The following is a 13,195-nucleotide window of genomic DNA, read 5'->3' as shown; positions in this document are numbered from 1 at the left end:
TTTAGTAAGCTCGTTTTATACATGAACAGGCTGATCATGTTTTTGCAGCTTCTGTTCTGATTTCACAAAAAATTTCTCTAATATAATCGCCACCAAATAATAAATAATGGCAAGTGCGATATATACCTCCACTGCATGAGCCGTTGCAGCGATAATGGTATCTCCTCTTCCCATCATATCCATCACACCAATGGTAAAGGCTAAAGACGTATCTTTTAAGGACCCAATCACAAGATTTCCAAAGTTAGGAAAGGCTACAACGAGAGCTTGCGGCAGCACAATTCGAGTGAACGTTTGTTTTCCGCTCATTCCTATACTATAAGCTGCTTCAGTTTGCCCTTTATCTACACTATTAATGGCACCGCGCATCATTTCAGAAAAAGACGCCGCTGTGCTCAGTGAATACGTGATAATAACAAATACAAGCGGGGCCATTCTTGAAACGTCAATATGAATCAATTGTAAAAGAGCAGGTATCCCGTAAAAAACTAAAAATAATTGAATTAAAATAGGGGTTCCCCTCATAAAAGAAATATAAACTGCTGCTATTTGACTTAACACCGGTACTTTATAAATACGAGGCAGGGCAATAAACAATCCCAAGGTACTGCCAATCACAAGTGAAGCAATCAAAATCCAAATTGTAATATGCAAATAAGATAATAATTGAGGAATAGAGGTGAAAATCAGCTCTATATCAAATGCTTTTCCCATCTTTTTCTCTCCTTTGTTTCCCTCTACAGGTAGCGAAAGGACCCAAGTTCAAGGCTTGGGTCACAGTAAGTGCTTTAGTTATTTCCAGCTGCTTTTGTATAGTCTTCTCCCAGCCATTTTTTACTTAATTTTGTCAATGTTCCGTCTTCTTTTATTTCTTTTAGCACTTTATCCACATCTTTTTGTAAACCTGTTTCATTTTTGCGAAGCATAAAATATACTTTTGAATTTGAAATAGCAGGCCCTACAACTTTTTGCTCTGCGTCCGCTTGTTTATTGACAAAGTCAACTGCAAACGGCGTACTAATCGTGGCATCGGCACGCCCTGTTTTCAGCTGCGTTTTTGTATCATCAGATCCTTGGCCTGAATAGACGATATTAATTTTATTTCCATGTTCTTTGTTATACTTATCGATTAAGTTAGCAGAATTACTCGTTGCTCCTACAATTACCTTTTTACCGCTCAAATCTTTAATTGATTTAATAGACGTATTTTTTTCGTTTACAACTACATGTAGCGGAAAGATATTATAAGGTTCTTTATTAAACAGGAACTTTTGTTTTCTCTCTTCATTCACTTCCATCTGATGGGCTACTAAATCAATTTTGTTCGATTCTAAGCTCAAAAGTAAATTAGAAAAATCCATTGTCTTAAATTCGAACTTATAGTTTGGAAGACGTTTGTCTATTTCTTTAACAAGTTCTACGTCATACCCTGTTAGATTTCCTTTATCGTCCAGAAAGCAAATGTTCGGAAATTGCGTACCTGTTCCTACAATAATTTTTTGTACTTTGTCTTTACTTGCGTTAGCCGCTGTTTCTTTATTTTGTGTTCCGCAAGCGGCTAGTAATAAAAGAAGTGATAAAAAGATAGCTGTCAGCTGTAGTTTTTTCATGTGTTTTGTCCCTCACTATGTCTCAAAATAATTTATTGTTTTAATGAATTAATAAAATAGATGTTCCAGCTATTTAACGATTGATGAATAGTCTTCAATCAATTTTTCTATTTGTTCATAATCTTTTTCAATTACTCCTTTAAACTGCCCCTCGTCTCCAATTTCAACCACCGGTACATGGCGAATACCGTATCTAATTTCAAGTAAATCCCGCAAATAATCTTTTCCTTCTACATCGATACTTTCATATTGATATCCTTTCTCATGAAAATATGCTTTTAGTTCCTCGCAATGATGACAACCTTTTCGATTCCATAATAAAATCTTTGCTGACATGGTTTTTCCTCTTTTCTTTTAAATTATTAATTAGCTTTTTGCAACTCCTTGTGCTTTTCTAACTCGTATCTTTCAGGATGTAAGATTTTTCTTAAGAATACACCTTTTCCTTCTTCTCCTTGATCGACTTCAAAAAAACGTTCATACCCTTTCCTTTCATACATAGGAATCAACCACGGATGTCGATCAGAAGTAGCCAATGTAACGGCAGGTTCCCCCAATTGATCCCGAATAATTGTTTCTTCAACCCATGTTAAGAGTTTAGAACCTACTCCTTTCTTTTTAACCAAAGGATCTACCGCAAACCACCATAAGAAAGGCCAGTTCGTTATTTCTTTATACGTTCTTGCTGTAATCGTAGCTACGATTTTTTTATCACTTTCCAGCACGTAGCAACGGCTGTTTTGAATGTTTTCTTTTACAAGTTCAATCGTTGCCGTTGCGGCTGGAAACTTAATTCCTAGCTCTCGAATCGGCTCGTATGCCCGAAGTGTTAAATTCAACAGTTCTTCAGCATCTTCTACGGTTGCTAATCGAAATAATTCACTCATTTTCTCCACCTCATTTTATAAATGATTGAAGAGATAGACCTGCTTTATAAATCAGCTCATCCACCGCTTCCTTTAAACGACTTTTAGCATTCATATTGTTGATGCCTGCAAAAGACACGTATTCATGCAGCAGAAAAAGACTGCTGAGCCAATAAGGTCTACCTAAAAAAGACGCTAAAAGTTTTAAATCATATTTAGCTTTTAGTAAAGAATTCACATTTTCCCCAACAAGAATTGGCAGAAGTATTTTTTCATGCAATAAATCTTCTGGCAATATTTTTGTTAGCCGTTCAAAAGACTGTACGTATGTTTTATTTACTCCAGATAACAGAACGACAATACTTTTAGCTTGGTTCACTTTTGAAATGAATACCTTTACTTCTTTCTGAGCTTCCTGCTTCAAAGCGTGTACATCATGATACAAAATAGTTTCTGCGTGCACTCCTTTTGAGGTTAAGCAAGCTTCTAGCTCATCTTTTACTAAGGCTATTTGTTGATAATTATGAGAGCTTCCGTTATATAAAATACATACATCGCTCACTTTCTCCCCCTCCTTTTTATAGCAAAAAGGCTCCTGGAGTTTACTCAGGAGCCTTTGGTAGACCAATCAGCTTTAACTGTTTGTTTGATAAAACTGGAGAATGAAGTGAAGTGTCTTTGAAACATACTCACTTAATTCTTATTTATCCAAGTTGTTTTATCGGCTTTTCTATTTGATGATTCAACTATATAGCCTCAAAATGGCAAAGTCAACTTATTTTTCAAAAAATATTTTTCTTTTAAAAAACTCTTTTCATTCGGGAAATCCTTTGCTAAAATAAATCCCAATTATTCTTACCTTTTTTATCAACTTTAAGGAGTGTTTTCAGTGAAATTAAGTATTTTAGATCAAAGCCCACGTTATGAGGGTGAGCGTGCTGAAGATGCATTTCAGCATACTATACAATTAGCTCAGCTAGCAGAAGAACTCGGTTACCATCGCTTTTGGGTAGCCGAGCATCACGACTCTGAACATGTTGTAGGATCATCACCTGAAGTGTTAATTTCTCACCTGCTCGCTAAAACGCATCATATCCGTATCGGCTCAGGTGGTGTTATGCTTCAGCACTACAGCCCTTATAAAGTAGCAGAAAATTTTAATGTTTTAGCCTCATTATCTCCAAATCGCATCGATCTTGGAATCGGTAGAGCACCAGGAGGACTACCTCATTCTACTCAAGCCTTGCAACAAAACTCTCAGCCCACTAAGTCCTTAACAGACAAACTGATAGAACTTAAACAATACCTAAACGATACGCTGCCGGAAGATCACCCTCTTTACGGTTTAAAAGCCTATCCAAGGCCCAAAAAATCGGCAGATATATTTTTACTGGGAGCAAGTGCTTCAAGCGCAGAGCTTGCGGGTTCATTAAACCTTCCTTATGTATTTGCTCAATTTATTAATGGCGATCAAAAAGTGCTGAAAGAAGCGATTTCTGTCTATAATCAGCACGTTTCATCTCGCGCACGCTCGCTTGTCGTTGCCCTTTCCGTCATCGTAGCGGATACCGTAGAAGAAGCAAAAGCATTAGCATCCAGCACAAAAATATTTAAAGTATACTTACAAAATGGGAAGTCCGCTACATTAGGCTCCAAAGAAAAAGCTGAAGAATTTGGTCAGCAGTCCAAAGAAAGCTATCGAATTGAAGAAAAAGAAGCAAACGTTATATACGGTACAAAAGAAACCATTCGTCAAAAGCTTCAAGCTTTGAAACAGGAATTTTCTATTGATGAATTTATCATACTTACCGCTATTCAAAATTTCGAACAAAAAAAGCAATCTTATACGCTCTTAAAAGAAGCATTCAATGAAGGAGATGCGCAGAAAATTAATCAAACTCTAGCTGCTTACTAATCCAGAAGCTGAGATAAAAAACGAACTAACAATCAAAATTATCGATTATTAGTTCGTTTTTTCATTGTTTTATCTACTTCCGAGGAGTTCAAACAAAGTATACGCATACCTCTCATTTTTTCAAAAAATCATTAAATTGAATCAAACGTTTTTTTATAGTACCATATGAAGATATGAGTCTAGTAGAAGAAGGGAATTTAAAAATATGGCTTACAAAATGATTGTTTTAGATTTGGATGATACACTATTATGCGATGATCACACTATTTCTCCGCGCACAAAAGAAGCATTAATGAAGGCGCAAGAATCGGGAGTGAAAGTTGTACTTGCTTCTGGACGACCAACTTACGGAATGGTTCACATTGCGAAAGAGCTCGAATTAGAAAAGTACGGAAGCTTTATTTTATCGTTTAATGGGGCAAAAATCATTAATTGCCTAACAAATGAAGAGCTATTTAGCAGTACATTGTCTCCGAGAACTGTTGCACGTCTCGACGATATTAGCCGCGAAGAAGGCGTTTTAATTCATACGTACGTGGGAGATGAAATTATAACCGAAGTAGAAAATAAATTTACGGATATTGAAAGTGACATTACAGGTCTGCCGATCCGTGTTGTTACATCTTTTACTGATGCCGTTACAGAACCTGTTGTAAAAGTACTTATGCTTGCAGAACCGGAAATGCTGGTTCACGTTGAAAAGAAACTTCAAAAGCAGCTTCAAGGAGAGCTAAGTGTAATGCGCTCTAAACCATACTTCCTTGAATTTACAGAAGAAGGCGTCACAAAAGGGACAAGTCTCCACTTATTAATTCAACAGCTTGGCATTACACGCGATGAAGTGATTGCCATTGGCGACAGTTATAATGATCTTGCCATGATTGAATTTGCAGGACTTGGCGTAGCAATGGGAAATGCTCCTGAAGATATTAAAGAAAAAGCCAACCATGTAACAGATACAAACATGAACGACGGTGTGGCAAAAGTTGTGGAAGAATTTATCTTAAGACCTGTTAGCGTTTCATAAGACAAAAAAAGCAGCTCGTACGAACCGAGCTGCTTTTTTGTTTTGATTTTATACTCCTAAAAGTTTCATAAGAAGCGTAGCTAAAATAACAGTGGAAGCGCCTCCGAGTCTTGTTGCTACTTGAGCAAATGGCATAAGTGACATACGGTTGGAAGCTGATAAAATCGCTACGTCTCCCGTACCTCCTAAACCACTGTGACAACCTGTTACAATTGCAGCATCCACTGGATGCATTTTCATCATTTTACCTACAAAATAACCCGTTGCTACCATAGCAATAACAACTGCTGCACATACGACCACATAACCTGGTGTAACAATTTTCACTACATCTTCAAGAGGAATATACAAAATCCCTAGCCCCACCATTAACGGCCATGTTAAGCTCGTAGAAATGAATTTGTACATATGGTAAGCACCTTGCTCCATCTTAGCAGGCATTACTTGTAAACATTTGACTAGCGTTGCCGCTACGATCATTAAAACTGGACCTGGAATTCCTAAAAACTTATGTGCTAAGCCTCCGAAAATAAAGAAACTACATGCAATTAAAAGACCTGCGCCCATTAACGAAAAATCTACTGGTTTCTTGATATTTGTATCTTCTGAGATGCCATCTCCGCCTTTTGTCTTCACAAGAACTCCATTACCTGTTAATTCTGGCTTTTTCTCTCCTAGACGTTTCATTAAGCCAGCACATACGATAGCAACGATGTTTCCGATAACAGCAGCTGGAATCATTTGCGACACAAAAGATTCTGCTGAACTACCTAAAATTTGAGAATAAGCAAGTGAAAGCGGTAAAATACCTTCACCAATCCCTCCTCCAATAATTGGTACAACAATATAGAAAAATGTATGTTTTGCTCCGTAGCCAAATAACATCCCAACAGCTACGCCTGCAGATACAGCGGCTAACGTACCTAATACAAGCGGTACGAACATACGTGTAAAGCCTTGAATTAAAACTTTACGGTTCATACCAAGAATACTTCCGGCTACTAAACAAGAAATATAAAGATATAAAAAGTTTGATGTTTTCATCAAAGTTGTTACCGCTTCCATAGATGCGGGATTTAAAACATTATAAAAAACTAATACGGAAGGTACAAGCAGTGATAAAATAGCTGGTCCGCCAATATCTTTTAAAATCGGAATTTTTAATCCTAAATCACCAAGCAGCATTCCCATTACCATAATAATCGCAAATCCGCCAATCATATCTGGAGGAAGCTCGTTGTAAACGGCCGCGCCATATACAATTAATGCAAGTAAAACGTATAGCGGCAGAGGAATAACTCCTACTTTAATATTGTTGATTCGGTTCCAAAAACCCTTATTTTCAGGCTGTGAATCTTGAGTAAACGTTTCCAATTTACGTGCTGTATTCATCTCATAACCCCCTGTGGTTCTAATATAGAGAATCATACACAAATTCCAAAAAACTATATACGTTATGTAACTTAAGAATTCTTTTTGTAACTAAAAAAAGCACAGCTTCTTTTTTCAGAAGCTGTGCTTTTTCTATCTAAAAATTAAGCATTTACTGTTTCTAAAGCTTTAATTTCTTTGTATGTTGGTTCCCACATTGCTGCTTTTACTGCCGCTTTAACATCTGTTGGAACTTCTTTTGCAACGCCATCTTTAATTGCTGCGTTAGCAACCGCTAAAGCAACGTTATAGGATACTTCACGTAATTCTTCTACGCGTGGTAGTAATGAAGCACCCGGCTTGCTGCTGTCTACCATTTGAGCTACAGCGTGTGCACATGCTGCAAACATGCTGTCTGTAATAACTTCTGCTTTTACCACGATTGATCCAAGACCAAGACCAGGGAAAACAAAAGCATTATTAGATTGACCAATTTCATATTCCACACCATCATAGTTAACTGGTTCAAACGGACTTCCAGTCGCTACAAGCGCTTTTCCTTCTGTCCAATTTAATAGGTTTTCAGGAGTAGCTTCCGCAAGCGGAGTTGGATTTGACATTGGTAAAATAGCTGGGCGTTCTATATGCTTCGCCATTTCTTTTACGATTTCTTCTGAGAATGCGCCTGCTACACCAGACGTACCAATTAAGATTGTTGGTTTAACTTGTCTGACAACTTCTAAAAGAGAAATTTTGTCTTCTTCACGGTTCCAGCCCTTCACTTCTTCTGCTTTTCGTGCATAAGGCGTTTGGAAACCTAATAAGTCGTCCATGTCATCTGTTAAAAGGCCTCGGAAATCAACTGCCCAGAAGTTTTTGTATGCTTCTTCTTCTGTAATACCGTCTAATACCATTGCGTCACGAACTTGATCTGCAATACCGATACCTGCTGTACCCGGTCCAAAGATTAAAACGCGGTGGTCACGAAGTGGCATTTTAGACACTTGAACTGCTGAGAAAATAGCGGCAAGCGTTACAGCACCTGTTCCTTGGATATCATCGTTAAACGTTAGAACTTCTTTTCCGTACTTGTTAATAATGTTACGAGCATTTACATTACCGAAATCTTCCCAGTGTAACAGTGCATTAGGGAATATTTCAAGAGATTTTGAAATGAATTGATCTACGAAATGATCATAGCGCTCACCGCGGATACGTTCATGACGGTTTCCGATATATAAAGGATCATTTAATAATTTTTCGTTGTTTGTTCCTACATCAAGAACAACTGGAAGTACTCTGCTTGGATCGATTCCTGCTGCAGCTGTGTATACGGCTAATTTACCGATAGCAATATTAATACCGCCAACGCCCCAGTCACCAATTCCTAAAATACTTTCTGAATCTGTAATAACCATTAAATCAATGTCTTCACTATTTGCATCGATATTTTTAAGAGCTTCTTCAATGCCTTCTACATTATCGATTGACAAGTATACGCCACCCGGACGGCGATATTCGTGGCTGTATTCTTGGATTGCTTGTCCAACTGTTGGTGTATAAACAACTGGAAGCATTTCTTTTAAGTGATCTTGCAATAAACGATAGAATAATACAGCATTACGGTTCTGTAAATCGTTTAAATACACATTCTTACCAAGATTATCTGCCTGAGCTAAAAATTGCTCATATGCACGTTTTGCCTGCTCATCTAAAGTTAAAGTCATTGGAGGAAGTAAACCTTCTAATCCTAACGTTTTACGCTCTTCTTTTGTAAAAGCTACTCCTTTGTTTAACATTGGAGCTCCTAAAATTTCTTTCCCACGTAAAGTCGTTTCAATTGTTTCATTATCTGCAAAAAATACGTTGCGCATACGACTATCTTCCTTTCTGTAGACTTGTATGACAAGCATACAAGTTGGTTAGATTTAAGTAATTAATACCTTATATGAATATTACTCATATTCTTCAAATGTCCGTTAACTTTTTATGAATAGCTTGCTAATTCATTTGACAATAGTATATTTTATGCCTATCTATTTCTGCTGTCAACTATTTTAGTAGAGCAATTTTTTACCTAAAAAGAGGTAGAAATTTCTGAATTTAATATCTTTTATAAATTTTCTTTTTATATAGGTACTAAGAACCCTCTTTATTCTATTCATCTCTTTTTAAAAGTCAAAATAATCCTTTAATATGGAAAAAATGTTTAATTATAAAAAATTTATTTTGAAATAATTTTAGTTTACCTATAAAGAATATTTTTTATTTTTTTGTCTATGCTGATTAGTGAATTACTATGAATATTTTTTCCTTTCTATCTATACATATTAACTACATAGTTCTTTTTTATAATAATGGAGGTTACTGTATGTTAAAACCAGATACGGCTATTATTTTTGGATTTCTTATCGAAGAAGCGGCCAGTCGATTAGACGATCAAGAGATTAAAGAAATTGCGGCTAAAGAGCTAGAAAATGGAGAATTGGTGTTTGAAGAAGCGAGTTATTTTTATAAACGCTTTTTTATCCCTGCTTCGTCTGAATTAAGACAAGCTCTTCGCCGAGAGGTCTTATCGCTTCATTTAACATTAAATCAAATCAAAAATGCTCATGGCAACGGATCTATGTCTAAAATTGCTCATATGCATCAAATTATTGCAGAAACTGAAAAATCAACAAACGAACTTAACAGACTTTTAAATCTTGCGTTCTATGAGGGTGAGGACGATCAGACCTACGCCTCCTTCATGAATATTTTTTCAAATAAATCATAAAAAAACCGTCCTTAAGGACGGTTTTTCTTATTGAACACCTTTCATTAAACGCTGAATTTTTGGCGAAATCATTAGCACAATTACACCTAAAATGACCGACACTCCGCCCAATGCAGCAAAATAAACAACTTGCGAAATGTTTTCATAGTATTGAACAAGCTGAGCATTGATTGCCTGCGCCGCTGCGCTTGTTAGGAACCATAAACTCATCGTCTGAGCAGAAAACGCTGCAGGTGCTAGTTTTGTTGTAGTTGATAGCCCTACTGGTGATAAACAAAGCTCTCCAACTACAACTAAGAAGAAGCTTAGCACTAGCCATAGGGGGCTCGCTAACGTTTCATTTCCATGAATGCTAGCTGGGATAACCATGACAAGGAAAGAAAGCCCTGCAAATAAAAGTCCTAACGAAAACTTCTTTGGTGTAGAAGGCTGTCTATTTCCTAATTTTACCCAAACCGCTGCAAAAACTGGCGCAAATATAATAATGAATAGCGGATTTAACGATTGGAACCAGCCAACTGGAATTTTAAAACCACCATACGTTAGCTGCGTATGATCTTTTGCATATGTTGCTAAAATTGTTGATCCCTGCTCTTGAATCGCCCAGAACATTACTCCAGAGATAAAAAGAGGAATGTACGCTAATACGCGTGAACGCTCATCAGCTGTTGTTTTGGGGCTCTTATACATAACAACAAAGTAAATAATAGGAATAACAATCGCTAAAATACTTACAAATAAAATAACGCCTTCAACAGTTAAAATGCCCGCTAAAGAAGTCAGTACAATAAAGATTGCCAGTACAACTACAGCAAGTGCAATGGTACCAAAAACTTTTTTGCGTTCTTCTGGTTTTAAAGGGTTTGGAACTTGTCTGCCTGCACGACCTAGGTTTTTGCCTCGTGTAGCCATAAATACGATTAGACCTAAAAGCATTCCTACTGCCGCGATTCCAAAACCTAAGTGGTAGTTATACTTTTCACCTACTGTTGAAACAACTAGCGGCGCGATAAATGCTCCAGCATTTACACCCATATAGAAGATACTAAATCCAGCATCTCGACGGTTATCAGTAGGGCTATACATATCGCCCACAACGCTTGAAACGTTTGGTTTTAATAAACCTGTTCCGATGATAATTAAGAACATTGAAATAAACAGCGCGGTTACACCTGCTGGCAACGCAAGGACTAAATGTCCCAACATAATAAATATACCACCGTAAAACACCGTATTAGACGTACCTAAAATGCGGTCTGCAATCCAACCACCAATAATTCCAGACATATAAACAAGGGAACCATAAATAGAAAAGATCGCTAAAGCGGTTCCTTGTTCCATTCCTAATCCACCGTTTGCAATTGTATCGTACATGTACAATACAAGTAGCGCACGCATTCCATAGTATGAAAAACGCTCCCAGAATTCTGTAAAGAACAAGGTAAATAACCCTTTAGGATGTCCGAAGAATCCTTTTTGAGGAACTGTTTCATACACTTTTTCTCTCTCTACCGACATATTCCTTAACCTCTCTTTCAACCGTAAACCACCATAGACAAAACTGTCAAAAAATTATGATGATATAAAAAAATAGAAACAAGAAAATTTTATTCTTATAAAATGATTCTGTCAATATCAGAATTTTACAATGAGTGCATAAAATACGGTTTTTCATTATAAAATTGTACCTATAAAAAGCTTTAAATCAAGATTTCTTTTCTTGAAATATCTTTTTGAAATTTTTTTTATACAAAACCCTTGATTACAAAGCATCTGATTATCTACTTTTCATACAACCAGATAATATTTTTCTTTTTGGAAATTTTTTCTCTATATTAAAAAAGAAACTTTATTATTTTTTCATTATGCTTCCCTCAATCGAAAATATACTTTTTTAGAATAATAAAATCCTCTTTAAAAATATCTGTTTTGTTATAGTAGATACTTATTTTCCCCCTATGTATTACCTTTAATATAAGTCATCCTCATTTTTTTATGTAAAAAAAGAGATAAAAGGTTTATTTTTTATCTCTTTTTTCACCGTACCTACAATTTTACGTATTCACCGTTTACCATTTGTCCTTTGTGAAGAGGAAACACACCTTCTTCTTTATTGTATACAATCGTTCCTCTATTAATGGTAGTTAAAATAACGCTATTAAATACCGTTCCTTCATATATACTGTGCTTATGTTTGAAAACCATTCCTTCTTTTGTCACTTTTTCAGTTTGATCCAGATCAACGATAACCAAATCCGCATCGGATCCCAGCAGGATGCTTCCTTTTTTAGGGTATAAACCGAATCGTTTAGCTGGATTCGTTGATACAAGCTTTGAAATGTGAGAAAGAGAAATCCCTCTAGTGATGGCTCCCTCACTAATCATTGCTTGCAAAGAGTACTGACCGCCTGATATTCCACCCCAAACTTTAAATAAATCATTCTGATGAGCTGTTTTCAACTCAATTGGACAAGGAGAATGATCCGAAGAAATCATATCTATTTCCTCTGATTGAATACAAGCCCATAATTTTTCTTTTTGACTCCTGCTGCGAAGAGGAGGTGCACACTTAGCCGTTACCCCAATTTCTTCAAAGTCTTCCTCTGTAAAAAGTAAATAATGCGGACAAGTTTCCAGCGTAACGTTCCTTCCATTCTTCTTTGCTTCCGTAATAAGCTGCACTGCTTCATAGCTGCTAATGTGTACGAAATGAAGCGGACATCCCGTTTCTTCACCGTACTCAAGCGCTTGCTTTACTGCGTTTACTTCTGCTACAACCGGTCGCGTTTCTAAATAATCTTTAATAGCAGTTTGCTTTTGCTTCTGTTTAGCCTGTTCAAGCTTTTGTATTAAGTCATTTCTTTCAGCATGCAGGGCAAGCACTTTATTTAGTTTTGCAATCTTTTTCATTCCTTCGTATAATGTGAGGTCATCTGAGAAATCAAATTCAGAACCGGCTTCTGACATAAATGCTTTAAAACCTATTACACCCGAATGAGCCATTTTGGCTAATTCTTCTTTATTACCAGGAACCAACCCTCCCCATAGACCATAATCTACTACTGACTTTTGATCAGCCAGCTTTTTCTTTTCACACAGCGCTGCTTCTGTTACGGTAGGAGGAACGCCGTTTAAAGGCATATCAAAATATGTAGTGCAGCCTCCTGCGGCCATAGATGCTGAACCGTAATCAAACCCTTCCCAATGGTCTCGGCTCGGTTCATCAAAATGCACGTGAATATCAATCATTCCAGGCAGAACATATTTGCCTTTAGCATTTACGTATTTTTTTGCTGGTATGCTAACACCTTGCGCTATTTCTACAATCTTTCCTTTTTTAATCCCTATATCCGCCTTTACTATGTCGTCTTCTAATACGACCGAACCATCCCGAATAATTAAATCGTACATGTTATCAAACTCCCCTTTATTTAACTACTCCATCTTCTTATTAAACGAAGCAGTCTGCTATTGTTCTATCATGCACTGTTTCCTTCAAAAAGTCTTTCTCCTTGTAAAGAAACCTGACATATAGACTAGATACTACGCTAGTAAATATAACTGAATTATCTGATTTTTACATTCGCCATTTTGTCTAAACTTTTCTTTTTCATTTGGTCACTTTCACTA

General features: G+C 36.6%; 12 protein-coding genes. 3 read left to right on the top strand and 9 right to left on the bottom strand.

What is annotated here, in order from left to right:
• Positions 1 to 15: 15 nt before the first annotated feature.
• The 5 genes from BG04_RS21590 to BG04_RS21570 form a co-directional block, all read right to left on the bottom strand.
• Positions 16 to 714: an amino acid ABC transporter permease gene (locus tag BG04_RS21590; RefSeq protein WP_016763882.1), complete on the bottom strand. Its 699-nt coding sequence runs from the start codon at positions 712 to 714 to the stop codon at positions 16 to 18.
• A 74-nt stretch (positions 715 to 788) separates the two neighbouring features.
• Positions 789 to 1,610, bottom strand: coding sequence for an amino acid ABC transporter substrate-binding protein (locus tag BG04_RS21585; protein WP_034652647.1), 822 nt, complete (start codon positions 1,608 to 1,610; stop codon positions 789 to 791).
• A gap of 69 nt (positions 1,611 to 1,679) precedes the next feature.
• Positions 1,680 to 1,946: a glutaredoxin family protein gene (locus tag BG04_RS21580; protein WP_034652649.1), complete on the bottom strand. Its 267-nt coding sequence runs from the start codon at positions 1,944 to 1,946 to the stop codon at positions 1,680 to 1,682.
• A 26-nt stretch (positions 1,947 to 1,972) separates the two neighbouring features.
• Positions 1,973 to 2,497 (bottom strand): GNAT family N-acetyltransferase, encoded by a 525-nt coding sequence (locus BG04_RS21575; protein ID WP_013056766.1) that lies wholly within the window; start codon positions 2,495 to 2,497, stop codon positions 1,973 to 1,975.
• A gap of 10 nt (positions 2,498 to 2,507) precedes the next feature.
• Positions 2,508 to 3,038, bottom strand: coding sequence for a hypothetical protein (locus tag BG04_RS21570; protein WP_034652652.1), 531 nt, complete (start codon positions 3,036 to 3,038; stop codon positions 2,508 to 2,510).
• A gap of 327 nt (positions 3,039 to 3,365) precedes the next feature.
• Between BG04_RS21570 and BG04_RS21565 the strand changes: the two genes are divergently transcribed.
• Entirely contained in the window at positions 3,366 to 4,391 is a 1,026-nt protein-coding gene (locus BG04_RS21565; protein WP_034652654.1) for an LLM class flavin-dependent oxidoreductase, read from the top strand.
• A 205-nt stretch (positions 4,392 to 4,596) separates the two neighbouring features.
• On the top strand, positions 4,597 to 5,418 hold the full coding sequence (locus tag BG04_RS21560; protein WP_016763877.1) for a Cof-type HAD-IIB family hydrolase: 822 nt from the start codon (positions 4,597 to 4,599) through the stop codon (positions 5,416 to 5,418).
• 48 nt (positions 5,419 to 5,466) lie between these two features.
• Here the strand turns inward: BG04_RS21560 and BG04_RS21555 are convergent, their stop codons facing one another.
• The gene (locus tag BG04_RS21555) at positions 5,467 to 6,810 is read right to left on the bottom strand and encodes a 2-hydroxycarboxylate transporter family protein (RefSeq protein WP_034652656.1); all 1,344 of its coding nucleotides are present in this window, start codon (positions 6,808 to 6,810) and stop codon (positions 5,467 to 5,469) included.
• Between the two features lie 143 nt (positions 6,811 to 6,953).
• Complete coding sequence (locus BG04_RS21550; protein WP_034652659.1) at positions 6,954 to 8,663, bottom strand: NAD-dependent malic enzyme; 1,710 nt, start codon at positions 8,661 to 8,663, stop codon at positions 6,954 to 6,956.
• Positions 8,664 to 9,160: 497 nt separating this feature from the next.
• On the opposite strand from BG04_RS21550, the gene BG04_RS21545 reads away from it, so the two are divergent.
• A complete protein-coding gene (locus tag BG04_RS21545; protein ID WP_013056760.1) occupies positions 9,161 to 9,565 on the top strand; it encodes a hypothetical protein in 405 nt (134 codons plus the stop codon).
• A 27-nt stretch (positions 9,566 to 9,592) separates the two neighbouring features.
• Here BG04_RS21545 and BG04_RS21540 read toward each other — a convergent pair whose 3' ends face one another.
• Positions 9,593 to 11,083 (bottom strand): peptide MFS transporter, encoded by a 1,491-nt coding sequence (locus BG04_RS21540; protein WP_016763874.1) that lies wholly within the window; start codon positions 11,081 to 11,083, stop codon positions 9,593 to 9,595.
• Between the two features lie 528 nt (positions 11,084 to 11,611).
• Entirely contained in the window at positions 11,612 to 12,976 is a 1,365-nt protein-coding gene (locus BG04_RS21535; RefSeq protein WP_034652662.1) for an allantoinase, read from the bottom strand.
• Positions 12,977 to 13,195 lie beyond the last annotated feature (219 nt).

Source organism: Priestia megaterium NBRC 15308 = ATCC 14581 (assembly GCF_000832985.1).
GTDB classification, from domain to species: Bacteria; Bacillota; Bacilli; order Bacillales; family Bacillaceae_H; genus Priestia; species Priestia megaterium.
This window is presented reverse-complemented; position numbering and strand designations above follow the sequence as displayed.